Raw genomic sequence first — 24,857 nt, forward strand, 5'->3', positions numbered from 1 at the left:
AGAAGCTATTTTTTATTGTTGCAATACTTTTCGTGGTTTGGTTCCCTCAGCTGGACCGATGACACCTGCCATTTCGAGTTCTTCCATAAGGCGGGTCGCACGATTAAATCCAACCGACAAACGACGCTGAATCATCGAAGCACTAGCTTTCTGGGTTTCGATAACCAAAGCCTTAGCTTCTTCAAAAAGCGGATCGCCACCAGCTTCACCATCTGAAAATTCTCCTTCATTTTCAGAAACCTCACCTGGATCAAAACTCTCATCGTAGTCCGCATCCGCCTGAGCCTTGATGAAGTTTACGATGCGCTCGACATCGTCATCTGAGATGAAGGATCCTTGCAGACGGACTGGGTGATTTTCATCGATTGGTTTAAAGAGCATGTCTCCTCGACCAAGCAGTTTTTCTGCTCCATTCTCATCCAAGATGGTTCGTGAATCTGTACCTGATGAAACTGCAAAAGCCACACGAGAGGGGACATTGGCTTTGATGAGACCAGAGATGACATCAACCGATGGACGTTGCGTTGCGAGAATCATGTGGATACCAGCAGCACGTGCCTTCTGTCCAAGTCGGATAATAGCATCTTCCACTTCCTTGCTGGCCACCATCATGAGGTCAGCCAACTCATCTACAATGACAACAATCAAAGGAAGCGGTACTTGTTTGTACTCAGACTGGCTATTAAATTCCTCGACCTTAGCATTGTAACCAGCGATATTTCGCACACCAACCTTAGCGAAGAGTTCATAACGGTTTTCCATCTCATCCACAACCTTTTGCAGAGCCTTGCTGGCCTTGCGTGGATTGGTCACAACTGGAATCAAGAGGTGTGGAATGTCATTGTAAACGGATAACTCAACCATCTTAGGATCCACCATCATAAACTTGACCTGGTCAGGTCTTGCTTTCATGAGAATGCTGGCAATGATACCGTTAACTGCAACTGACTTCCCTGATCCTGTCGAACCTGCCACGAGTAGGTGCGGCATCTTGGAAAGGTCAAAGGTTCGAGCAGTTCCATTGACCGCCTTACCTAGAGGGATTTCAAGGAGATTTTCTGGTTTTGTTTGAGACTGTTCCCAGAGTTCGCGGAAGGAAACGGTTGTGATCTCAGAGTTAGGAACCTCAATTCCGACTAAGGATTTACCAGGTATTGGAGCCTCAATCCGAACATCCTTGGCCGCCAGAGCCAGCGCTAAGTCGTCTGCCAGATTGGAAATGCGGTTAACCCGTACACCAACTGCTGGCTTGACTTCATACTTGGTTACTGATGGGCCGATTTCAGCCCGTTCCACCGTCACCTTGATACCAAAGCTGGCAAAGGTTTCTTCTAAGATTTTGATATTTTCTCGAACGATTTTCTTCTCTTTAGACTGGTCCTTTGGTTTATCTGGGGCAAAGAGTTGCAAGCTTGGTAGCTTGTATTCGAGGGCTTCCTTGGCAGAAAAATCAACCTGCACCTCTTCATCCTCAAAGCCTTCTTCCACATCTGGAACGTCAAAATCAGCTTGAGGGAGGATAATCTCCGGTTCATTCCATTCTTTTTCAGGAATTGGTGGAAGATCATAGTCTGGAACTTCTGGTAAGATTTCTCCAGTTTCAGGATCTACAGGAGGAAGCGGTAGTGCATCCTGTTCTTCTTGTTCTCTCTTGATTCTTGCTGCTTCTTCAGCTTCTTGACGAGCCTTCTCTTCTTCTCTCTTGATGAAGCGTTCCTGTTTTCTCTGTTCCTGTTTTTCCATGAAGGATCTGAACCGGGCTCCAATAAAGGCTGCAACATCATAAATAGACCAAGGACTGACCAAGAGAGCCCCAACTAGAATCAAAAGAACTCCAATAAAGTACGATCCGATATTGGAGAAAAGAAAGGCTATGGGGATATAAAGTCCAACACCTAGCAGACCTCCACCAGCGAAGCTAGTCACCCGCATACCAGTCAGATCCGTCATAACTTGAGCCAAGGTCCCTTTTAGAACTGACTGCTCCAAACCAAACTTCCAGACAAGATAGGCCTCAAAAATCAAGAGCAAGCCAGCGAAGATACAGAGAAATCCTGACAGAAGCCCCTCTTGCTTGCGTATCCATTTAAAAAGAAAAAGATAGAGGAGGAGACCACCTATAGCCACATAAGCTAAACTTCCGACTAACAGTCGAATGAGATTATAAAGGGTGACACCCGCAGCACCAAGCTTGAGGGCTGCAATAATCAACAATAAGGCAATTCCTAAGGAAATCAACATCCTCTGGATAGCCTGTTTTCTTTCGAGTTCTGCTTTAGACGGTCTCCGTCTTGTTTTACTTGTATTTTTGTTTGCCATTCTTCTATTATACCATATTTCAGAAACATCTAGAGAAATCAAAAAAATGACTGCATCTACTAGACACAATCATCTTTCGTTGATATTTCTGAATTTTCTATTCTATATTATTTTTCAACAACCTTGTCTCACTACTTCTTCAAAAATCTAATTGCTGATTTTCTTGCCTTCTCAATCTTTTCGATTTCCAACTTCTCTACAGCAGATGTAGGAATCCATTTTTTCCCAAATAAAACTTGAGCTGCTTCTATCATCAGAGCACAAGCCAGAAAGTCCTTTTCTTCTGGAATCGCCTCTCGAAACAAATCCTTCGTTTTCTCCATCAAGACTTCTTTTTCAACTTGATGAAAAGATAATTGCATCAAACTACTGGCAGACCAGGCACGACAAAGTGCATCTTGGTCAGTCAAGAGATGTTGCCCTAAGATTTCTATCTCACTTATTGAACCAATCCAACCTAGGGCAATGATTAGCTTTCTACGATTCGAAGCTTCTGAACTAGGTAAAAGAGAGATTAGAACAGGAAGTACTTGCTTGCAAGAAGATGCATAAAAATCTCTATGTCTTACTTTGGAAAGGATTTTCGCTAGGAAATAAACAATCAAAATGCGTTGACTCTCATCTTCCTCTTGATTGAGAGTTTCCAAAAGATAGTCTATTCCCTCCTGCCCATGCTGGTCAAAACTTGCTTCAAAATTTAGGTCAGTTCCTTCCTCCCAATCGTTGCAAATGAGTTCAAAATGAAAGGCAATTTCTGGGCTCCTACCTAAATCAGCTATAAAATGAATTCGTTTAGAATCAGGAAAATCTTCCTCCACCAAGCTGGCATAGGTTCCTTGTAACGCTTCTTTTGTAAGACTTTTGCGACCGAGCTGTTCCTTTTCTAGTTTGTCGATTCCTTCTTTTCTAGAATCACTCATGACACTTATCTCCTCTAAGATATTTGTAGAACTTCAGCATTCTATCATTTAAATTCTCTAAGATTTACCTCTATTATATCACTTTAAAGACCGTCCTCCCTAACTCCATCATCAAAAAATGACTGGCCACTTTCGTGTTCAGTCATTTGAGTATTTGTGATTATTTTTCTAATGGTTTGCGTAGGTAACCATAAACCACACCACTTACAATTGCACCAACCAAGACAGAGGCAAGGTAAAGGAGGGCATTTGAAGTTAGAGCGATAACGAAGATTCCTCCGTGTGGTGCCATGAGTTTGATACCAGCAAGACCAACGAGTCCGCCTGTTACTGCTGAACCAAGGATAAAGCTTGGAATCGCACGAGCTGGGTCAGCGGCACCAAATGGAATCGCTCCTTCAGTGATGAATGACAAGCCCATGATGATGTTTGTCAAACCAGAGTTACGTTCTTCTTTGGTAAATTTATCTTTAAAGAGAAGGGTTGCGACAAAGATGGCAAGTGGTGGAACCATTCCCCCAGCCATAACTGCTGCCATGGCTACAGAACCACCTAAAGAAACAGTCGCTGCAAGCGTACCTGTACCAAAGACATAGGCAGCTTTGTTGACTGGTCCACCCATGTCGACAGCCATCATTCCACCAAGAACGATACCGAGAAGGACAGCTGAACCTCCTCCAAGACCGCCTAGGAAGTCATTCATAGCAGTGTTGATTGCTGCCATTGGGATGTTAACAGCTAGCATAACAAATCCAGTCAAGATTGTTCCCAGAAGTGGCAAGAGTAGGATAGACTTAGCACCTTCAAGTGAACGAGGAACTTTAACGTATTTCTTGATAGCAAGAACTAAAGCACCTGCGATAAATCCACCAACAAGGGCACCTAGGAAACCAGATGAGACACCTGCAAGAGTTGAAGTGGCTTCACCACCTGCAGCATAAGGAATTTTACCAAAGGCAAAACCTTCTTTGGCAATAGCACCAGCCACAAAACCAGCGACCAAACCAGGTTTTTCAGCGATAGAGTAGGCAACATATCCTGCAAAGACTGGGAGCATCAAGCCAAAGGCAGCGCCACCGATTTTCATGAACATAGAAGCGAGTTCATGGTAAGAACCGAGATTTCCAAGGCTATCATTTGGCACACCCATAGCACCATCAATCAAGAAAGCAAGGGCAATCATGATACCACCACCGATAACGAATGGCAACATTTGAGATACACCACTCATCAAGTGTTTATAGAAGGCCCCACCAAGGCTTTGTTTTTCGTTGCTTGCTGTTGCAGTTTTTGCTCCATTAGCAGCATGGTAAACTTCAGCATCCCCAGAAAGAGCCAAGTTGATCAATTCTTCTGTCTTACGGATACCGTCTGCAACTGGGCGGTTGATCAATGGCTTGCCATCGAAACGATCCATCTCAACAGCCTTGTCTGCAGCGATGATAACAGCTTTAGCCTTACGGATGTCCTCTGCAGTCAATTGATTCCCAACACCGCTGGCACCGTTGGTTTCGACCTTGATCCCAACACCCATTTCAGCAGCTACTTTTTGAAGGGCCTCTTGGGCCATATAAGTGTGGGCGATACCTGTTGTACAAGCTGTAACAGCTACGATAAAGTCACCAGAGTCATTAGCAGGTGCTTGAACAGGTTCCTCAGCTTTTTCTGAAGCTTGGTCAAAAAGTTTGATAACTTGATTTGCAGATGTTACTTGACGAAGTTTGTCAGCAAAACCGTCTTTCATCAAGTATTGAGACAATTCTGCCAAGGCTGCCAAATGAGTATCATTGGCACCTTCTGGAGCCGCAATCATGAAGAAGAGGTCAGTTGGTTGTCCATCCAAGCTCTCATAGTCAACACCCTTGTTTGACTTTGCAAAGAGAACGGTTGCTTCTTTGACAGCAGAGTTTTTACTGTGTGGCATAGCGATTCCGTCACCCAAACCAGTGGAAGTTAGAGCTTCACGCGCCAAAATTCCTTCTTTAAAGGTTTCAAAATCCGTCACATAACCGTGATCTACCAAGCTATGAATCATCTCTTCGATAGCTGCTGTTTTTTCAGTAGCCTGCAAATCCAGCAACATGACATCTTTTCTCAATAGGTCTTGAATTTTCATCGTTTTTCTACCTCAACTTTTTCATAAGTTTCTTTTATAAATGCTGCAGTTGCCAAGTCATCAGAGAAAGTAGTTGCTGTCCCACAAGCCACTCCCCATTTGAAGGCCTCTACTGCGTCTTTTGATTTGACAAATTCACCGGTAAATCCAGCGACCATAGAGTCACCAGCTCCCACTGAATTTTTAACTGTTCCCTTGATAGGTTTTGCGAAGTATGATCCCTCGGATGTTACAAGAAGGGCACCGTCCCCAGCCATAGAGATGATAACGTTTTGAGCACCTTTAGCCAACAATTCTCGAGCATATTTCTCGATTTCATCTAAACTTTCGAGTTTCACTCCAAAGATAGCTCCAAGTTCGTGATTGTTTGGTTTAACCAAAAGTGGCTGGTAGTCCAAACTATCAATCAATGTCTGTCCTTCAAAGTCACAAACCACTTGGGCACCAGTCTGGCGTGTCAAAGCAATCAAATCCTTGTAGATAACATTGCCCAGGTTCTTAGCACTCGAACCCGCAAATACCACCGTATCATCTGCTGTCAAACTAGATAGGATAGCTTTCAATTCTTCTAGCTGAGCTGGTTCCACATTTGGACCCGTTCCATTGATTTCTGTTTCTTGGTCTGCTTTAATCTTGACATTGATGCGAGTATCTTCAGCTACTTGGACAAAACGAGTTTCGATTTCCTCTTCTGCAAGGGTATCTGTGATAAATTTACCAGTAAAGCCTCCGATAAATCCAGTCGCTGTATTTGGAATATCCAAGCGTTTCAAGACACGACTGACATTGATTCCTTTCCCTCCAGCAAACTTATCATCACTGTCCATACGATTGACACTTCCAACTTGGACTTGGTCCAAGCGCACGATATAGTCAATGGATGGATTGAGTGTGACTGTATAAATCATACTTCTATTACCTCCGTTTTCTTCTTAATAGCCTGCAAGAGCTCATGCCCTTGACTTGTAATAACAATAGCGCGTTTAAGTGGTGCTACCTTGGCAAAGCAAGTTTGTCCAATCTTAGACGAATCGACCAAGACATAGGTTTGTTTGGCATTCTCTAAAATAGCACGCTTAACGGCTCCCTCCTCCATATCAGGAGTCGTATAATAACCATCGTCTACACCATTTATCCCGATAAAGGCACGGTCAAAGTGCAATTGATTGATTTGGTTAAGAGCAACACCACCGATACATGCATCTGTTGCCATCTTGACACTTCCTCCAACCATGACAGTTGGAATCTGTTTTTCAACCAACTGAGCGGCATGGTGAATAGAGTTGGTCACAACTGTAACATTCTTATTGATCAATTCATGAATCAAAAAAGCAGTTGTTGTTCCAGCATCGATAAAGATGACATCTTGTTCCTTGATGAGAGAGGCTGCTTTCTGAGCCAGCAACTTCTTTTCTTGAAGGTTTTTGACAGATTTTTCTTGAATGGTTTCTTCTTCCTGCAAGGAATGGGGCAATTCTGCTCCACCATGCACGCGACGAAGCTTGTTTTCCGCTTCCAACTCATCCAAGTCTCTTCGAACCGTTGATTCTGACGTTTCTAGCAAACTAACTAATTTTTCTAGAGAAACTACATGATGTTGATTTAACTCCTCTAAAATCAGTTGTTTTCTCCCTGTTTTTAACACCAAATCACCTCCTGTTATCGTTTACACTATTCATTCTAACACATTTTCTATCAAAGTCAAGCATTTTTTATCATTTTCTTTCAAAATCTATCATTTTTCTTATTTCCAAAATTTTTATTGCAAGATAAGTGGCTTTATGGTAGACTATTTGAGTAAGTATTGGAAGATTACTCAAGAGGCTTAAGAGGCCGTGTTGGAAACGCGGTAGGCGTGTAACAGCGTGCGTGGGTTCGAATCCCATGTCTTCCGTAGAAAAAAGAAAAACTGCACCTCAATGCAGTTTTTTTATCGCAAGCATTTAAAAATCAAATAATACAAACACTATATGATTTCATAAAACAAAAGGATATAGATTTCTAGGATACGACAAAAATGTTGTATCCTTTGTTATATCCTTTTTTAGCAAAAGAATACCAAGGAATACAAAAGGCAAAAACAAAAAACGTTGATTTAACAACGTTTTTCCAAGGTTGGTGAAAGAATAATGGAGCCGGTGGGAGTCGAACCCACGTCCAAACACCTGCCAACATATTTGTCTACAACCATAGGTTATGTATTGTTTTAACAGTCCCTCGACACATAACTCAAGCCTAGGAACTGCGAGTCTATTAATCTCTTATCAAACCACTAGACAAGGCTTGATCGTATCTCGCTAATCATAAGACCTGTCATTGAACACGAGCAATCCAAATCAGGTCACGCCTGCTGGTTTTTAGGCAGCTAAAGCGTAAGAAGTGTTATTTTTTGCAGTTATATTTAACTGAGCGTTTACGTCGCCACACGGGTTGCAAAATATGCCTCATAATGCCTGTCGAATCCGTAACGACCCCAAGATTATAGAACTATTATAACCTATCTTCATAAAAAATGCAAAATCAAGCCACCTCTTTAGAAAAGATACTCTTTTAAGGCTTCCGATAAGGCTTGATAACCGGCTACACTTAGATGGAGGCCATCCGTTGTATAGGCTGATTGAAGTTGCCCTTCTGAATCTGTCAAACTATCATAAATCGGCACAAAATCTACCTGCATATAGGCGGATACTAGAGCCTCATAGGCTTGATTCCATTCTCTAATCTTTTCATTGGTTCGGATATAAACAGTCTGCTTGTATTTCTCTCCCTCATTGACTGGCAAAATGGATAGGAGCTTTATTTGTGACAACGGATAATCTCGGGCAATTGATTGGATCACTCGCTCAAGATTATCCAAGGCTTCATTTATAGGAATATCTTTTCCGATATCATTTGTCCCAATTAGGAGAACAATTTGATCCACAGCATCACCATAAAGATGGGCATCTAGATTCTCTAATAACAGTTTCGTCTGGTAGCCTCGGATGCCACGATTGACAATCTTCTTTGCAGTCCCAAACAACTCTTGCAATGGGTAGTATTCTACAATCGAATCACCAATAAAAATGATATCTGGCTCTAGAACAGAAACTTGATTCAATTCACGATACTTGGTTTGAATCTTCTCCTGCTCTTTTAGGAGCCAATTTTCTAATAACTGTACTGCCACCTTATCCCTCTTTCTCTAACCAATTTTCTAGGACTTGATAAACACCCGCCTGGCTGTTAGCCGGAGCTAGGGCAGTCGCAACTGCCTTGACCTCATCATCTGCATTTTCCATCGCATAGGCAATACCAGCCATCTCCAACATCTCGACATCATTTTCACTGTCACCAAAAGCCATAACTTGTTCCGATTTCAAATCCCAGCGCTTGAGTAATTCTTCCAATCCCCAAGCCTTGTGAACACCAGCCTGTAGGATATCGATACAACCATAACCACTGGAAACAGCTCTTACATGCCCATCAAAGAGATCATTGATTTCCCGCAAAACAGAACTCGATCGTTCTTCACCAACAACCATGCTCATTTTAAGCACTCCACCAAAGAGGTCAGCTTGTAACTCTTCCACAAAATGCATTCGTTGATAGAGTCTTTCAATCATCTCTGGAGTCATAAATTTATCAAGTTCTGTAAAAACAGTGCCTTTCTTGACAAAACCACCATTCATACCTGTTACGACGAACTGATCTCGGCACTCTCTCCCTTTAAAATGAACTAAAGCCTTGTCAACCATAGTATCATCCCAGGTCCGTGCCTGAAGTAATGTATCATGTTCAAAAATACGCGCCCCATTGGCAACTACTAGAACTACTCTACTCGCCAAGTGTTCTAGTAATTGCCTCATACGATGAACTTCATTCCCCGTCGCAATGACAAAACGGATATCCCTTTGATCCAGCTGATCTAAAATCTTTTCCAAGCGGGGCAGATCCAGCTGACCTCTCGGGTCTAGCAAGGTTCCATCCATGTCTGTTGCAATTAATTTAATCGTCATCATATCTCCTTTAGGGTGAGCACCTACCACTTCAACCCTACATGTTCATTCATTTCTTTATAGGCCGTGTCAATTCGTTCCTTGGTCGCCTCGTCCAACTTGTCACGGTAACTGCCTCCCTCGATGAAGTCCTCTAGGATATAAGTCTGATAGAGGAAGAGCGGATAACCTTCTGGAGAGTAAGTTCCTTTAGGTGTTCGATTGACCCAAGTAGGATGCGCTTTGGCCGTTTCAATCCCAGTCTTGCCATCTTTTTTCTTAATGGTCACATCCATGAGAACACCGCGCTCCGTCCACTTGGCATTTTCCTCGTCTTGCATGGTTTCAATGCGCTGATTTGAGAGGAAATTCCCCATGGAATAGATGATCAGTTTTTTGTCACCATCTTTTTCAACTGTTTCAGCAGGTTCAACGACGTGAGGATGCCCTCCAAAGATAATATCAGCTCCCCATTCCACCATCTTGTGGTAAAGTGTTTTCTGTTCTTCCGTTGGTTCTAGCTGGTACTCAATTCCCATCTGGGGCATGATGACAGTAATATCCGCTTCCTTCTCAGCACGCTCGATTTCTGCCTTCATCTTATCTTCATTCAAATCAGAAAGATAGCGATTATAGTCCTCTTGAGAGATATACTGCTCAATGCCATTAAAACCGTAAGAATAGGCCAGGAGAGCTACCTTGATACCATTGACTTCCTTGATGACTATAGGTGCTTGGTCTCGGGATTCATGTGTGTAGACTCCGATGGGTGTCATTCCAGCCTTTTCAATAGCTTGAGCCGTTGAAACAACTCCCTCTATCTGCGAATCCAAGATGTGATTATGAGCCAAGTCTAGAACTTGGTAGCCTGCATCCTTGATCGCATCCATGACTTCTCCTGGTGCATTAAAGAGAGGATAACCTGCCAAATAGTGGTCCTTGTTCACCGTTCCTTCAAAGTCACCAAGCACTAAATCCGCTTGTTTGAGCCAGGGTTTTACATACTCAAAATTTTCATGGAAATCATAGGTTCCATCTTCTTTCAGAGCTGTTCGGTAGATAGGAATATGGTAGAGAAGGTCACCATTTGCCATGATACGAGCTGTCGTTTCATCAGACTGATTTTCCTTAGACTGACTAGACGTCTGAGCAGAATCAACTGTTTGACCACTCGGACTTGTTTCCTTGTTACCTTGTACTGCTTGGGCCAACAAGTTCAGCCCCATAGACAAGGTAACTGCAAGTAGCAACACCGTAATGAACTGAGCATTTGTCCAAGATTTATAATTCCTAAAGAAACCAACACTACTCTTCAACAATCCAAAAATAGGACCATGAGACCGTCTATCTTGTCGCTTTTCCATCTTTATCCCCCCTTGCTTTTACTGCAAGCCTTTTCTTTTATTATACCACAGACAAAAGAGGAATACCGTTTATTATATTATTTTTTAGGAACTTCTGTGACTTTCTTTCTCGTCTATTTTGTGTTATCATGTAGAGGTAATGAAAGGAGAGAAAATGTCTGCTATAGAACGTATTACAAAAGCTGCTCATTTAATTAATATGAACGATATTATCCGTGAGGGGAACCCAACCCTTCGCGCGGTTGCTGAGGAGGTCACTTTCCCACTGTCTGACCAGGAAATCATCCTTGGAGAAAAGATGATGCAATTCCTCAAACATTCTCAGGATCCCGTTATGGCTGAAAAGATGGGGCTTCGAGGTGGGGTTGGATTGGCTGCTCCTCAGTTAGATATCTCAAAACGCATTATCGCTGTTTTAGTGCCCAATATTGTGGAAGAAGGTGATGCTCCTCAGGAAGCCTACGATTTGCAAGCTATTATGTACAATCCAAAAATCGTATCTCACTCTGTTCAGGACGCCGCCCTCGGTGAAGGAGAAGGGTGCCTATCTGTCGACCGTGTAGTTCCAGGCTATGTTGTTCGTCATGCTCGCGTCACTGTTGATTACTTTGACAAGGACGGCAAAAAACACCGTATCAAGCTCAAAGGCTACAACTCCATTGTTGTCCAACATGAAATTGATCATCTAAACGGAATCATGTTTTACGATCGTATCAATGAGAAAGACCCATTTGCTGTTAAAGATGGTTTACTGATTCTGGAATAAAGAAAATCCCGTTGCAAGACGGGGTTTTGTGTTATAATAGAGGCATGAAAACAAATGATATTGTCTATGGCGTCCATGCCGTTACTGAAGCCCTCCTTGCAAACACTGGAAACAAACTTTACCTCCAAGAAGATCTCCGAGGTAAGAATGTTGAGAAAGTCAAGGAACTGGCTGCTGAGAAAAAGGTANCCATCTCTTGGACTTCAAAAAAATCCCTCTCTGAAATGACCGAAGGCGCTGTCCACCAAGGTTTTGTTCTACGAGTGTCCGAATTTGCCTATAGCGATCTGGATCACATCCTTGCAAAAACACGCCAAGAAGAAAATCCTTTGCTATTGATTCTGGACGGGTTAACTGATCCCCATAATCTAGGTTCTATCTTGCGAACAGCCGATGCGACCAATGTTTCAGGCGTCATCATTCCCAAGCACCGTGCTGTCGGAGTGACTCCTGTCGTTGCCAAAACTGCCACAGGTGCTATCGAGCATGTACCGATTGCCCGAGTGACCAACCTCAGTCAAACCCTCGATAAACTCAANGATGAAGGATTCTGGACCTTTGGAACGGATATGAACGGTACTCCTTGCCACAAGTGGAATACAAAAGGGAAAATCGCCCTCATCATCGGAAATGAAGGAAAAGGCATCTCTAGCAATATCAAAAAACAGGTCGATGAAATGATAACCATTCCGATGAATGGTCATGTTCAAAGCCTCAATGCCAGTGTTGCAGCAGCTATTCTCATGTACGAAGTTTTCCGAAATCGACTATAAAAAAGTTTCCAATCAAGTGATTGGAAACTTTTTTATGATTATACTCAATGAAAATCAAAGAGCAAACTAGGAAGCTAGCTATAGACAGCTCAAAGCACTGCTTTGAGGTTGTGGATAGAACTGACGAAGTCAGTACCCATACCTACGGCAAGGCGAAGCTGACGTGGTTTGAAGAGATTTTCGAAGTGTATTAACTATGTTCTGTAATAAATTTGTAAGCTTCTTGACCAGCGATAGCCCCATCTCCAACTGCTGTTGTTACTTGGCGAAGATCTTTTTGGCGAACATCCCCAACCGCAAAGATACCGTCAACGGCAGTTTTCATGTGGTTATCTGTCACAATCCAGCCTGCCTGATTTTGGATATTCAATTCTTTAACAAAATCGCTAACAGGATCTAAACCGACGTAGATAAAGACACCTCCAAAGGCTTGCTCTGTCACTTGACCCGTCTTTACATTTTCAAATACGACAGATTCTACTCGGTTTTCACCTTTAATTTCCTTGACTACAGAGTCCCAGATAAAGTTGACTTTCTCATTTGCAAAGGCACGGTCTTGCAAAACCTTTTGGGCACGAAGTTGGTCGCGACGGTGAACAATGGTAACAGTCTTGGCAAAGCGAGTCAAGAATAGGGCTTCTTCTACCGCTGAATCTCCACCACCGACTACGAGCAAGTCTTGGTCACGGAAGAAAGCTCCGTCACAGACTGCACAGTAAGAAACTCCTCGGCTATTTAGTTCTTCTTCTCCGGGAACTCCCAAGAGACGGTGTTTTGACCCAGTTGCCACGATGACAGTACGGGTTTCGTAAACTTGATCATCAGTGATTACCTTCTTATAGTCACCCTTGTCTTCAATATTTTCAACATAGCCATAAAGATGCTCAACTCCAAGGTTTTCAAGTGGTTCAAACATCTTTTCAGCCAATTCAGGTCCACTGATGTTGGCATAACCTGGATAGTTTTCAATATCAGATGTGTTGTTCATTTGCCCGCCTGGCAGACCACCTTCAATCAAAGCCACTTTCAGATTGCTTCGAGCGGCATATAAGGCAGCGGTCATTCCCGCAGGTCCAGCACCGATAATAATCGTATCGTACATTTCAATTCCTTCTTTCTTGTTGTAACTATCTTTATTCTAACTCATTCTTGCTAATCACGCAAGGATTATGCCTTGAAAACCAAGAGCAAACTCATGACGGCAAAGGATAACACCGGAACGACCAAAACTCCAATCATAATCATATCATAGAGATGAGCTTGGCGAGCCTTGGCTGTCTTGTCCACACCAGACATGGCTCTCAATCCAATCCAAATCCCCAGAAAAATCACGACAAGAATGGTCGTTAAGATCAAACTCTCGAAATACAAAGAAAATAAATGCAGCAGCATGATCTCTCTCGTTTCTATCTTTTTTAAAGAGTAAACTCAGCTAGTCCAACTAACTGAGTTTTCCTTTTTCTATTATATCAAATATAAGTCCGTTTGTAACTAGCGAAGAATTCTTTTGTCCGTTCTTCTTTCGGATGATTGATGATTTCATCCGGTGTGCCAGACTCGATGATTTTCCCTTTATCTAGGAATAAAACCTTATCTGCCACTTGGGTTACAAAAGACATATCGTGACTGACCAAAATCATGGTCTGACCTGACTTGGCAGCGTCTGCAATAGACTTTTCTACTTCACCGACCAACTCTGGGTCAAGGGCTGAAGTGGGCTCATCCAAGAGCAAGACATCTGGTTTCATAGCAAGCGCACGCGCGAGGGCAACCCGTTGCTTTTGTCCACCTGATAAATGGCGAGGATAATGGTTTTCACGGTCAGAAAGACCAACCTTGGCCAACTCTTCCTTAGCGATTTTTGTTGCTTCATCGTCCGATAATTTTTTAACGACAACCAAACCTTCCTTGACATTGTCAAGAGCAGTTCGGCGTTCAAACAAATTAAATTGTTGGAAAACCATGGACAACTTGCGACGAAGGGTTAGGATCTCTTCTTGGCTAATCTGAGAAAAATCAACTTTAAAATTGTCAATCTGAATCGTTCCACTATCTGGAGTTTCAAGATAGTTTAAACTTCGAAGAAAGGTTGATTTCCCAGCTCCAGATGAACCAATCAAAGCCACTACCTCACCTTTTTGGATATCCAAGTTCAGATGATTCAAGACTGTCTGTCCTGAAAAGGATTTGCTTAAATTCGAAATCTTAATCATTAACGAAGGTCTCCTTTCACATCTGTTTGTACTGTATCCGGCGCTGAAATAGCCATTTTTCTCTCGATGAAACGGCCGAGGCTTTCAATTCCGATATTGACTACCCAATAAACAAGGGCTACGGAGATGAAACGTTCAAAATAGCGATAATCAGCTCCACCTAAAATCTGAGCTTGGGCAAAGACCTCCACAACACCTGCGCTAAAGGCTAGAGAAGTCCCCTTGGTCAAACCGATAAGGGAGTTAATCAAAGTCGGTGTCGCAACTACCGCCGCATTTGGAATAATCACGCGACGATAAACTTGCGCTCGCGTCATACCCAAACTGCGTGCCGCCTCAATTTCACCTGGATTAACAGAAAGGATGGCTGCACGAATCGTTTCACTTGCATAAGCCGCCTCATTAAAAGCAAAGGCCACAATCGCAAAAAGCGCTGCTGGAATCGCATTGATATTGAGACCAGTTCCCCATTGTTGGTTGATAGCTTTCAGTGCTAAAGGAATTCCGTAGTAGGTCAACATAAGTTGAACTAGGATTGGGGTACCTTTTAAGAAGCTGACGAAAAAGGCCTGCAAGGGATATAAAATCTTAACACGATTGATCTTAACAATGGCAAAAATCAGGGCAAGTAGCAAACCAAAGAGTGCACCTCCAAGCGTCAACATCAAGGTTGTAGGCAGTTGTTGGACAATCCTTGGAATTCCATCAAAAACCGAACGCAAACTAAAGAGCTTACCATCCGGAATCAATTGCATCAAACTTTGGTACCAATCTGATGCTAAAAATGTTGTAACAGTCATAAAAACATCCTCTCCTGATAATGATTCATTCTATCATACTTCTGCTCGCAAGCAAATTATTTGCTACGGGCTACTCAGACTTTGTCTATCTTCTAGTTTATCACACTTTAAAACAGGGAGGCTATATATTTTACCTATCAAGGAGATAAATAAAAACTATCTCAAACCTAAGTCCTCATAGGTTTTTCTATAGCCGATTTGTTTAACAGCACCATTCTCCACCAAAATTGGACGTTTCAATAACATCCCATCACTCGCTAGAAGCTTGGCTGCTTCTTGTTTTGACAAACTTCCCACCTTATCTTTTATGCCCAGTTCGCGGTATTTGATCCCGCTAGTATTGAAAAATTGTTTCACTTCAAAACCGGAGGTTTCCAACCAGTTCAAAATCACGTCTTCACTTGGTGTTTCTTCTACGATGTGGACATCTTGGTATTCCAGTCCAAGTTGATCCAATTCATTTTTTGCTTTCTTACAAGTTGAACATTTTGGGTATTCGATAAATTCTAACATCTTCTTTTCTTTCTATTTTTTATTTTCTTGAAATGCTGCACCTTCATGTTGCAAGAGCCAGGCTTTCTTTTCGACTCCAGATGCATAGCCTGTCAAGCGATTGCCTGACCCTAGCACACGATGACAGGGTACGAGGATGGACCAAGGATTACGCCCCACTGCTCCGCCAATCGCTTGGGCAGAAGCCACTTGCAGGTCTTGCGCTATTTGTCCGTAAGTTATTGTTTGACCATAAGGAATGGCCTGTAAATAAGTCCAGACTCGCTTTTCAAAATCCGTTCCAATAGGAGCCAAAGGTAAGTCAGATAGGTCCTGAACACTGCCTTCGAAATAGGTATCTAAATAGGAAATAACTTGCTCTAATACAGGATGGCTAGCAACTTCTTCTATCGTTTCATCCCCTAATCCCCTCTCAAAATAGGTTTGGTCCTGTACCCAAATTCCATACAGATATTGCTCGTCAGCAACTAAGGATAAGGTTCCAATTGGCGACGGGTAGAGCATTTTTGCGTACTTATTCTGCTTCATTTTTTTAATTTCTGATAGGCCAAACGTTCCCCATCAACTGGAACCTTACCAACCTGTTGGAAGCCTAGCTTTTCAAAGATATGCTGCATGGCCTTGTTTTCTGCATGCGTATCTGAACGAAAATCTAGATAATCAAAACCTTCAATCAAGCCTTCTAGGAAAGTCTGAGCAACACCTTGTCCTTGGACATCTACTGCCACAGCGATACGGTGAAAGATCAGATATTCTGATTCTCCCCCCTGCCAACTCCCTTCATAAATCGCTTCATAGGCTTCCTCTGGGCTCTTGGTCACAGCAGCATAGGCTAGTAATTCCTCTTCTTCCAAGGCTACATAGGCTTGGCCTGAGATAATATCATCAATAATGATGTCGGCATTTGGATAGCCATTTTGCCACTGGTCGCTACCAGACTTGGCTAAGCACTTTTTGGCATCCTCCATCACCTGCATAATCGCATCTACTTCGTTTGGAAAAGCTAAACGAATCTCCATCTTTTCCCCTCATTTCTAACTAGTTTCTCTCATCATAGCATAATTTAAAGCTTTCTACAAGCAGTTGAAACTTGACTTTTGTTTTTTATTATTTTATAATCTAGTTATCAAAACTAGATANAAAGGAGTTGGAAATGAATTCTAACTTTTCCTACCCAAAATGGGAAGACATTCCAAACATTGACCTCTATCTGGATCAGGTTTTACTCTATGTCAATCAAGTCTGTGCCCCTATCTCTCCAGATAAGGACAAGGGACTAACAGCATCCATGGTCAATAATTATGTCAAACATGGTTACCTGACAAAGCCAGACAAGAAGAAATACCAACGAAAACAGATTGCCCGTTTGATTGCCATTACCACTCTCAAGTCTGTCTTTTCAATCCAAGAAATCGCTCACACACTCAATACTCTACAAAGTCAGGCAAGTTCAGACCAGCTCTACGATGCTTTTGTGGACTATATGAACCATGGGATTGATCCAGGAAATCCTATTATCCAAACCAGCTGTCAAACGGTTAAACTCTATCATCAAACTCTAGACTTAATCCTTATCAAAGAAGAGGAGGAAATCCAATGAATACCAGTCTAAAACTCAGTAAAAAACTCAGTTTTGGAGAGGAGATTGCTAATAGCGTAACCCATGCTGTGGGTGCCGTTATCATGCTCATCTTACTCCCCATTTCATCCACCTATAGTTATGAAGCACACGGATTTTTATCATCCTTTGGCGTTTCTATCTTTGTTATCAGTCTATTTCTCATGTTCCTCTCGTCAACCATTTACCACTCTATGGCCTATGGTTCGACCCACAAATACGTCTTGAGAATCATCGACCATTCTATGATTTATGTGGCTATCGCAGGCTCTTATACGCCGGTCGTATTGACTTTGATGAATAACTGGTTTGGCTATCTGATCATTGCCATTCAGTGGGGAACGACCATCTTTGGCATCCTCTATAAAATCTTTGCTAAAAAGGTCAATGAGAAATTCAGCCTTGCTCTTTACCTGATCATGGGCTGGTTGGTTCTGGCTATCATTCCTGCCATTATCAGTCAAACAACGCCAATTTTCTGGAGTCTCATGGTAACTGGCGGACTCTGTTATACAGTTGGAGCTGGATTTTACGCTAAGAAAAAACCTTATTTCCACATGATTTGGCATCTCTTTATCCTAGCAGCATCTGCACTTCAATATATCGCGATTGTTTATTACATGTAAAAAAGTTGAGAATCTTTTCTCAACTTTTTTCTTTACACATATTGATAAAATACTGGTGCAAGCGAGCAGCATCTGTTAACTCAGGATGAAAAGAGGTTACCAGCATATTTTTTTCTTGCGCAGCAACGATTTGATCATCAACTGTTGCTAAAACTTCTACACCCTCTCCAACACTGCTGATAATCGGACCACGGATAAAGGTCATGGGAATCTTGCCAACTCCCTTACATTCTGCCTCTGTATAGAAACTTCCTAGTTGGCGCCCATAGGCATTGCGCTCAACTACTATGTCCATAGTCGCTAGATGACTTTCTTCCTGAGAAGTGATTTCCTTAGCCAGCAAAATCAAACCCGCACAAGTTCCAAAGACTGGTAAGCCATTGAGAATAGCTTCTCTTAGAGGAAGCAACATTTGCTGGTCACGCAAGAGCTTGCCCATGGTTGTAGACTCACCGCCAGGTAATATCAAGCCGGACAAGTCACTCTGATGTTGCTGAAAATCCTCTAGATTTCTGATTTCAACACTAGTGACTCCTAATTTATCTAACACTTTTGCATGCTCTGCAAAGGCGCCTTGCAAGGCCAATATTCCGATTTTCATCTATTTTCCTCGCTCTGCCATAAGAATTTGGATTTCATTCTCATTGATACCAACCATGGCTTCCCCTAGATCTTCAGAGATTTGAGCTAGAATTTGAGGATTTTGATAATTGGTTACAGCTTTAACAATGGCACTTGCTCGTTTAACAGGATCGCCTGACTTGAAAATACCTGAACCGACAAAGACGCCCTCTGCCCCCAATTGCATCATCAGCGCAGCATCTGCTGGCGTTGCCACACCTCCAGCTGCGAAGTTTACAACTGGTAATTTTCCATGTTCATGGACGTATTGGACCAATTCAACAGGGACTTGCAAGTCCTTGGCAGCCACATAAAGTTCATCCTCACGGAGATTTTGAATACGGCGAATTTCCTGATTCATCATACGCATATGGCGAACGGCTTGAACAATGTCTCCTGTACCCGGTTCTCCTTTGGTACGAATCATGGATGCTCCTTCAGCGATACGACGTAAGGCTTCTCCTAAGTCCTTAGCCCCACAGACAAAAGGAACTTGGAATTCCTTCTTATCCACATGGAAACGGTCGTCAGCTGGAGACAGCACTTCACTCTCATCGATATAGTCGATCTCAATAGCCTCTAAAATCTGAGCTTCTACAAAGTGTCCAATTCTAACTTTGGCCATCACTGGAATGCTCACCGCTTCTTGGATTTCCTTAATCATCTTTGGATCACTCATACGGGAAACCCCACCAACTGCACGAATATCAGCTGGAATCCGCTCCAAGGCCATAACAGCTGCCGCACCAGCAGCTTCTGCGATACGAGCCTGTTCAGGGTTCTGAACGTCCATGATAACCCCACCTTTGAGCATCTGTGCCAAGTTTTTATTTAGTTCATAACGATTTTCAGTCATTTCTTAATCCTCATCATTTGTATTGGTAGCTACCATTTCATTTTAAGTCAGATTAGAATGAAGTACAAGATAGAAAAACAACAACTGTCTGGGGACAGAAACAAGAAAAAACTATCTGACCTTCAGTTAAGGCCAGATAGTTCATCAATTTTTATTTTTCAGCTGTAAGTGCAGCCATTGTGATGTAGTTGTAAGGTTTGTTAAAGTGTGGCAAGAAGAATAGGTCTGTCAAAGCCAACTTGTCAATTGTCACATGTTCTTGGATAGCAAGTGAGAACATATGAATTCCCATACTGATAGCGGCATCATGTGAAACCATTTGTGCACCAAGAATTTCACGGCTGTCTTTGTCAAAAACAATCTTGATGGCAACTTCGTGGTTGTCATGCTTCATAAATTCTGGTTTTTGAAGATCGTTAAAGCCAGTTTCAGTTGCATTATAGCCTGCAGCTTTGGCTTTTTCAAGAGTCAAACCAGTCGAAACCATGTGAAGACCGTAGATAGAAATACCGTTTGATCCTTGCACACCGATTCCTTCCAATTCATGTCCACAAGCGTTGTAAGCACCAACGATACCAGTACGTACAGCGTTAGATGCAAGAGCGATGTAGCTTGTATCTTTACGTGCATTGTCATAAACAGTTGCACAGTCACCAACAGCGTATACACCTGGGATAGATGTTTCTTGTTTCTTATCTACAAGGAAGGCACCGTTACGGAAAAGTTCAATCTTACCGTCAGCAAGAGCTGTGTTTGGACGGAAACCAACAGCAAGAACTACCATATCTACATCAAATGTTTCTTTGTCTGTTACCAAGCGTTCAACTTTTCCATCACCTTGGATGGCTTTAACTGTTTGACCAAGCGCCAAGCGGATGTTGTGGTCTTCCAAGTTCTTCGCCATCATTTGGGTAAAGTCTTTGTCATAGTAGCCGTTCAAAACAGTGTCTACGATATCAACAAGCACCACTTCTTTTCCAAGACGTTCGAAAGCTTCAGCCAGCTCAACACCGATGTAACCACCACCAACAACGGCAATACGCTCAAGGTGTTTGCTCTTGTCAGCAAGTTTTTCGATAACTTCTTCTGCATTTTGGTACAACTTAACAAATTGAACATTTTCAAGTGTTGCTTTGAATTCGCGGTTACCTTTAACGATTTCTACACCTTCGATTGGAGGCAAAATAGGAGTTGAACCTGTCGCAAAGATCAATTTATCATAAGACTCTTTGTGTTCTTTACCTTCAACTTCTGCAGTCACAACTTTATTATCGTAGTCAATTGAAAGAACTGGTGAGTTCATGTAAATTTTAGCACCTTTTGCTTCCAATTTTTCTTTATCAGAGTAGAAGAGACCTTCTGGGCCATCAATTTGTTTCCCGATCCAAAGCGCCATTCCACAACCAAGGAATGAAATATTTGAGTTTTGGTCAAATACTACGATTTCGTTCTCATGACCAAAGTTATCCAACATCGTATTAATACAAGCTGTACCAGCGTGGTTAGCACCAACTACAACAATTTTACTCATAGAAAAATTCCTACCTTTAATTTTTGATTTACTTTTCTAGTATATCATTTACTGTTAGCGTTTACAAGACATTTGCTCAGAATTCTCTTTTTTTCAGAAAAAAATACACTTAACATTGATAAATCCAATTTTTCTATCGCTTTCATATTAGTTTTGAGCATATTTCTTGACTTTTTGTCAAAATCCATTTGTGAAAACGCTGACTTTATGGTATGCTAGTTACATGGAAAGAAAATGTAAGGGGTTTAATTTTTCTTTAACCAACTTATATTGAATGATTTCCTATGAAAAGAAAGGAGCTGGTAGCTTGTCTCTTCATTCACGTTCTGAACGGCTAATGGGAACAACTATCACGATTTCATTAGTAGATGAGCGGGCAGAAATCCTGCTTCAGGGCGCTTTTGACTTGCTCAAGGAGCTCGAATACCGCTTCAACGCCAATAGTCAAGAATCCGAACTGATGGAAATCAACTACAAGGCTGGAATCGCACCTGTTAAGGTTCATCCTGACCTATTTGAACTGATTGCTCTTGGACTAGAGCACAGCCTAGCTCCCTCTAGCCATCTAAATATCAGTATCGGTCCCTTGATTCAAACCTGGCGAATCGGATTTGCAGATGCACGACTTCCAGAGTTAAACGAAATCGAAGCCGTCTTGCCTCTAGTTAACCCGCATTTTATCAAGTTAGATCCGACTAACTCTACTGTCTTTTTAGAGAAGAAAGGAATGAAGCTTGATTTAGGTTGTTTAGCCAAGGGCTATAGTGCAGATAAGGTTGCCCAGTATTTGAAAGAACACGGTGTCACCTCTGCCCTGATCAATCTCGGAGGAAATATCCTCACCATCGGGAACAATCAAGCCAAAGAAGGGAAAGCCTGGCAGATTGGGATTCAAGATCCGCGAAATCCTCGTGGCAATCATCTCCTAACTATCCCTGCTTCTAACAAATCCGTTGTCACTTCAGGTATCTATGAACGCCACCTGACAGTAGATGGAAAAGACTATCACCATATCTTTGATAGTGAAACAGGATTTCCTGTCGAAACAGACCTCGCTAGCCTAACGATTATCTCAGATAAATCCGTTGATGGTGAGATTTGGACAACCCGCCTTTTTGGAGAACGAAGCGCTTCTATCCTCTGGCAAGTCGAAAGTATAGATGGCATTGAAGCCATCCTCATCGACAAAGAGGGACGCCTTGCATGTTCTTCAGGCCTTCAAAATTGTATTATGTAAAAAGAGAAAGGAAATCTCATGCTAAAACTTATTGCCATTGTTGGAACGAACTCTAAACGTTCTACAAACCGCCAATTGCTCCAATACATGCAAAAACACTTTGCGGATAAAGCTGAAATTGAACTCGTTGAAATCAAGGATATCCCTGTTTTCAACAAACCAGCAGATAAGCAACTTCCAGCTGAAATTCTTGAGATTGCAGCTAAAATTGAAGCCTCTGACGGTGTGATTATCGGTACTCCTGAGTACGATCACTCTATCCCTGCAGTTTTGATGAGCGCTCTTGCTTGGCTATCTTACGGTATCTACCCACTTTTGAACAAACCAATCATGATTACTGGTGCTTCATACGGCACACTTGGTTCATCTCGTGCCCAATTGCAACTTCGTCAAATCTTGAATGCTCCTGAAATCAAGGCAAATGTTCTTCCAGATGAATTCTTGCTCTCACACTCTCTTCAAGCATTTAACCCAAGCGGCGACTTAGTTGACCTTGATGTCATCAAGAAATTGGATGCCATCTTTGATGACTTCCGTATCTTCGTGAAAATTACTGAAAAATTGCGCAATGCACAAGAATTGCTTCGCAAAGATGCTGAAGAATTTGACTGGGAAAATTTGTAAGATAGGAGACCGAAAGAATGAAATTTGTTGGACTTGTTGGATCAAACTACGATCAATCATATAACCGCAAACTCTTGGAATTTATCCGTCGCAATTTCAAATTCAAATTTGAATTAGAAGTTCTTGAAATCGACGAAGTTCCAATGTTTAACCAAGACGAAAAATGGGACGAAAGTTTCCAATTGCGATTTTTGTACAACAAGATTACACGTGCTGATGGTGTCATTATCGCAACTCCTGAGCACAACCACACTATCTCAGCTTCACTCAAATCTGTACTTGAATGGCTTTCATACGAAGTTCATCCATTTGAAAACAAACCTGTTATGATTGTGGGAGCATCATACTACGACCAAGGAACATCACGTGCCCAAGTTCACCTTCGTAAGATTCTTGACGCTCCTGGTGTCAATGCCTACACACTTCCAGGTAATGAATTCCTTCTTGGTAAAGCCAAAGAAGCTTTTGATAACAATGGAAACATCACCAATGAAGGAACTGTTAAATTCCTTGAAACTTGCTTAGATAACTTTGTAAAATACGTAGGAGTCGTTTCGAAATTGAAAAAACCAAAACCAATCGAACCAGAAGACTTGGATTGTGGAAAACCAATTGCTACAACCATCACAGAAGTTGATCCTGACGATCCAGAATGGGTAGAAAAAGTTGCAGCAATCACTGGTGCTGTTTCAGGTGATACCTATGTCAAATTGGACCATGGTATCCTTACAGTTAACCAAATCGATATGTTCTTGAAAGCTATGCCATTTGAATTGACATACGCTGATAACAACAACCAATTCCTCTACTACAACAACGCTCACCAAGATCCAGACACCATGTTTGCCAAGCGTGTACCACCTCAATCAGGTAACCGTATGTCGACTGTTCACAATTCTCTTCCACCAGCACGTATGAAGAATGTAGAGTGGGTTATCGGAACACTTCGCAATGGAAACCAAGAATACGTCCGTACGATTGTTCCAGGTTCTCCTGCTGGTGTCATCAACACTCATAACTACCAAGCGATGTATTATCCTGATGGATCATACGCTGGAATCAATGAAATTGTCTTTAACTTCCAACCATGGCTTGACTGGTACCTAAAAGAAACGGGTCAACGTTTGGTTGGTGGTAGCGGACCTTTTGCTCCTGCTGCTGGAGGTCATGGAGATGCCGATGCCACTTCTGGCGCTTCTGATTCAGGTGATGCTGGAGGCCACGGTGGTGGCGCAGACGCTACTTCTGGTGCAAGCAACTAAGAAACCAAAAAGGAGCCATTTGGCTCCTTCTTTTTTATTGCAAAACAAAGGGACTTCGTAGCAAATCTACAGAGCCCTTTTGTTTAATGAATGTAGTTTGAAACTTAGTGATTCTTTTTTTCTGCATTTATGGATTTATAAAATGTTTTTTTACTTTGTAAAAAGCTTCCTTTTTCATTTTTTCATATTTCTTTTTATCTTTCTTCCTATCAACTCTTCTAAACTCATGAACAGCGATTACATTACCAGACGTAATTCCTCCACCTGCAATGGCTGGCTGACAATAAAAGAAATTCTCCTCCAATTTGTTCAAAAAATCATCGGCTTTAAAATTTTCACTCTTCTCTTCCGCTTCCGAAAATATTTTGTTAAACAATTTCTTCCATGCTCTATCATACTTTCGAAAAACAAAAATTGGTATCTGGGTTTCATTATCAGTTACATATTGATAAATTCTTCTTAAAATAATATAAGCACCTAACCTAGATAAGTCTGAATTGAGAAGAATCTTTTCACCAATACCATCTTTACCTAAAGCTGGTTGAGAGCATGAAAAAGGATAAATTTCTAAATTACAGATTTTTTTAGCAATTTCTTCAGCATTATTATTCTGTAATTCTGAGATATCTATAATAAACGGTCCTTTTTCTGGTCTCTCTTGAACTATTTCTTTATAATATTCCGGCAAATAATAATAACCTAACTCTTTTAACTCCTTATT

The 24,857-nt window shown here is 41.9% G+C and carries 26 protein-coding genes, 1 tRNA gene and 1 other RNA gene; 8 read left to right on the top strand and 20 right to left on the bottom strand.

Annotated features, from left to right (window positions below):
• Positions 1-12 precede the first annotated feature (12 nt).
• From D8847_RS07085 to D8847_RS07105, 5 genes are all read right to left on the bottom strand, one after another.
• Positions 13-2,319 (bottom strand): DNA translocase FtsK, encoded by a 2,307-nt coding sequence (locus tag D8847_RS07085; protein ID WP_125841104.1) that lies wholly within the window; start codon positions 2,317-2,319, stop codon positions 13-15.
• Positions 2,320-2,450: 131 nt separating this feature from the next.
• Positions 2,451-3,239, bottom strand: a complete 789-nt coding sequence (locus D8847_RS07090) for a HEAT repeat domain-containing protein (RefSeq protein ID WP_125841105.1) — start codon at positions 3,237-3,239, stop codon at positions 2,451-2,453.
• 160 nt (positions 3,240-3,399) lie between these two features.
• Positions 3,400-5,355: a PTS fructose transporter subunit IIABC gene (locus D8847_RS07095; RefSeq protein ID WP_125841106.1), complete on the bottom strand. Its 1,956-nt coding sequence runs from the start codon at positions 5,353-5,355 to the stop codon at positions 3,400-3,402.
• Positions 5,352-6,263, bottom strand: coding sequence for a 1-phosphofructokinase (pfkB, locus tag D8847_RS07100; protein ID WP_125841107.1), 912 nt, complete (start codon positions 6,261-6,263; stop codon positions 5,352-5,354). The genes D8847_RS07095 and pfkB overlap by 4 nt, the downstream gene beginning before the upstream one ends.
• The gene (locus D8847_RS07105) at positions 6,260-7,000 is read right to left on the bottom strand and encodes a DeoR/GlpR family DNA-binding transcription regulator (protein ID WP_125841108.1); all 741 of its coding nucleotides are present in this window, start codon (positions 6,998-7,000) and stop codon (positions 6,260-6,262) included. Before D8847_RS07105 ends, pfkB begins: the two co-directional genes overlap by 4 nt.
• 161 nt (positions 7,001-7,161) lie before the next feature.
• Between D8847_RS07105 and D8847_RS07110 the strand changes: the two genes are divergently transcribed.
• Positions 7,162-7,249 (top strand) — tRNA-Ser (locus tag D8847_RS07110).
• Between the two features lie 233 nt (positions 7,250-7,482).
• Here D8847_RS07110 and ssrA read toward each other — a convergent pair.
• The 4 genes from ssrA to D8847_RS07130 all read right to left on the bottom strand — a co-directional run bounded on the left by ssrA (position 7,483) and on the right by D8847_RS07130 (position 10,696).
• Positions 7,483-7,830: a transfer-messenger RNA gene (gene ssrA / locus D8847_RS07115) on the bottom strand.
• Positions 7,831-7,888: 58 nt separating this feature from the next.
• Entirely contained in the window at positions 7,889-8,524 is a 636-nt protein-coding gene (locus D8847_RS07120) for an SGNH/GDSL hydrolase family protein (RefSeq protein ID WP_125841109.1), read from the bottom strand.
• Between the two features lies 1 nt (position 8,525).
• A complete protein-coding gene (locus tag D8847_RS07125; RefSeq protein ID WP_125841110.1) occupies positions 8,526-9,353 on the bottom strand; it encodes a Cof-type HAD-IIB family hydrolase in 828 nt (275 codons plus the stop codon).
• A gap of 23 nt (positions 9,354-9,376) precedes the next feature.
• Positions 9,377-10,696: a CapA family protein gene (locus tag D8847_RS07130; RefSeq protein ID WP_125841111.1), complete on the bottom strand. Its 1,320-nt coding sequence runs from the start codon at positions 10,694-10,696 to the stop codon at positions 9,377-9,379.
• 154 nt (positions 10,697-10,850) lie between these two features.
• Between D8847_RS07130 and def the strand changes: the two genes are divergently transcribed.
• Entirely contained in the window at positions 10,851-11,462 is a 612-nt protein-coding gene (def, locus tag D8847_RS07135; RefSeq protein ID WP_125841112.1) for a peptide deformylase, read from the top strand.
• 44 nt (positions 11,463-11,506) lie between these two features.
• Entirely contained in the window at positions 11,507-12,235 is a 729-nt protein-coding gene (gene rlmB / locus D8847_RS07140; protein ID WP_125841113.1) for a 23S rRNA (guanosine(2251)-2'-O)-methyltransferase RlmB, read from the top strand.
• 190 nt (positions 12,236-12,425) lie between these two features.
• Here the strand turns inward: rlmB and trxB are convergent, their stop codons facing one another.
• From trxB to D8847_RS07180, 7 genes are all read right to left on the bottom strand, one after another.
• Positions 12,426-13,337, bottom strand: a complete 912-nt coding sequence (gene trxB / locus D8847_RS07150; RefSeq protein ID WP_125841114.1) for a thioredoxin-disulfide reductase — start codon at positions 13,335-13,337, stop codon at positions 12,426-12,428.
• Between the two features lie 65 nt (positions 13,338-13,402).
• A complete protein-coding gene (locus D8847_RS07155) occupies positions 13,403-13,627 on the bottom strand; it encodes a DUF4059 family protein (protein WP_000924294.1) in 225 nt (74 codons plus the stop codon).
• Between the two features lie 77 nt (positions 13,628-13,704).
• Positions 13,705-14,448, bottom strand: coding sequence for an amino acid ABC transporter ATP-binding protein (locus D8847_RS07160; RefSeq protein WP_125841115.1), 744 nt, complete (start codon positions 14,446-14,448; stop codon positions 13,705-13,707).
• A complete protein-coding gene (locus tag D8847_RS07165) occupies positions 14,448-15,248 on the bottom strand; it encodes an amino acid ABC transporter permease (protein ID WP_000219165.1) in 801 nt (266 codons plus the stop codon). Before D8847_RS07165 ends, D8847_RS07160 begins: the two co-directional genes overlap by 1 nt.
• A gap of 156 nt (positions 15,249-15,404) precedes the next feature.
• The gene (locus tag D8847_RS07170) at positions 15,405-15,761 is read right to left on the bottom strand and encodes an arsenate reductase family protein (protein ID WP_125841116.1); all 357 of its coding nucleotides are present in this window, start codon (positions 15,759-15,761) and stop codon (positions 15,405-15,407) included.
• Between the two features lie 12 nt (positions 15,762-15,773).
• Complete coding sequence (locus tag D8847_RS07175; RefSeq protein WP_125841117.1) at positions 15,774-16,289, bottom strand: methylated-DNA--[protein]-cysteine S-methyltransferase; 516 nt, start codon at positions 16,287-16,289, stop codon at positions 15,774-15,776.
• Positions 16,286-16,780, bottom strand: coding sequence for a GNAT family N-acetyltransferase (locus tag D8847_RS07180; protein ID WP_125841118.1), 495 nt, complete (start codon positions 16,778-16,780; stop codon positions 16,286-16,288). The genes D8847_RS07175 and D8847_RS07180 overlap by 4 nt, the downstream gene beginning before the upstream one ends.
• A gap of 134 nt (positions 16,781-16,914) precedes the next feature.
• Between D8847_RS07180 and D8847_RS07185 the strand changes: the two genes are divergently transcribed.
• Together D8847_RS07185 and trhA are read left to right on the top strand one after the other, a co-directional pair.
• Complete coding sequence (locus tag D8847_RS07185; RefSeq protein WP_125841119.1) at positions 16,915-17,361, top strand: DUF1836 domain-containing protein; 447 nt, start codon at positions 16,915-16,917, stop codon at positions 17,359-17,361.
• Positions 17,358-18,005, top strand: a complete 648-nt coding sequence (gene trhA, locus D8847_RS07190) for a PAQR family membrane homeostasis protein TrhA (RefSeq protein ID WP_001097972.1) — start codon at positions 17,358-17,360, stop codon at positions 18,003-18,005. The genes D8847_RS07185 and trhA overlap by 4 nt, the downstream gene beginning before the upstream one ends.
• Positions 18,006-18,024: 19 nt before the next feature.
• On the opposite strand, the gene pdxT is transcribed toward trhA, so the two are convergent.
• From pdxT to nox, 3 genes are all read right to left on the bottom strand, one after another.
• The gene (gene pdxT / locus D8847_RS07195) at positions 18,025-18,606 is read right to left on the bottom strand and encodes a pyridoxal 5'-phosphate synthase glutaminase subunit PdxT (protein WP_125841120.1); all 582 of its coding nucleotides are present in this window, start codon (positions 18,604-18,606) and stop codon (positions 18,025-18,027) included.
• Complete coding sequence (pdxS, locus tag D8847_RS07200; RefSeq protein WP_000138534.1) at positions 18,607-19,482, bottom strand: pyridoxal 5'-phosphate synthase lyase subunit PdxS; 876 nt, start codon at positions 19,480-19,482, stop codon at positions 18,607-18,609.
• A 151-nt stretch (positions 19,483-19,633) separates the two neighbouring features.
• Positions 19,634-21,013 (bottom strand): H2O-forming NADH oxidase, encoded by a 1,380-nt coding sequence (nox, locus tag D8847_RS07205; protein ID WP_000036768.1) that lies wholly within the window; start codon positions 21,011-21,013, stop codon positions 19,634-19,636.
• Positions 21,014-21,320: 307 nt separating this feature from the next.
• Between nox and D8847_RS07210 the strand changes: the two genes are divergently transcribed.
• Genes D8847_RS07210 through D8847_RS07220 form a run of 3 tightly spaced genes read left to right on the top strand, consistent with a single transcriptional unit; the run spans position 21,321 to position 24,136 of the window.
• On the top strand, positions 21,321-22,250 hold the full coding sequence (locus D8847_RS07210) for an FAD:protein FMN transferase (RefSeq protein ID WP_125841121.1): 930 nt from the start codon (positions 21,321-21,323) through the stop codon (positions 22,248-22,250).
• An 18-nt stretch (positions 22,251-22,268) separates the two neighbouring features.
• Positions 22,269-22,874 (top strand): NADPH-dependent FMN reductase, encoded by a 606-nt coding sequence (locus D8847_RS07215; protein WP_000915933.1) that lies wholly within the window; start codon positions 22,269-22,271, stop codon positions 22,872-22,874.
• A gap of 17 nt (positions 22,875-22,891) precedes the next feature.
• A complete protein-coding gene (locus tag D8847_RS07220; protein ID WP_125841122.1) occupies positions 22,892-24,136 on the top strand; it encodes an NAD(P)H-dependent oxidoreductase in 1,245 nt (414 codons plus the stop codon).
• Between the two features lie 127 nt (positions 24,137-24,263).
• Here D8847_RS07220 and D8847_RS10645 read toward each other — a convergent pair.
• The coding region (locus tag D8847_RS10645; protein ID WP_185757936.1) for a hypothetical protein at positions 24,264-24,857 on the bottom strand (594 nt) is incomplete at its 5' end.

This window comes from Streptococcus mitis, assembly GCF_003942795.1.
In the GTDB taxonomy this organism is placed as follows: domain Bacteria; phylum Bacillota; class Bacilli; order Lactobacillales; family Streptococcaceae; genus Streptococcus; species Streptococcus mitis_BJ.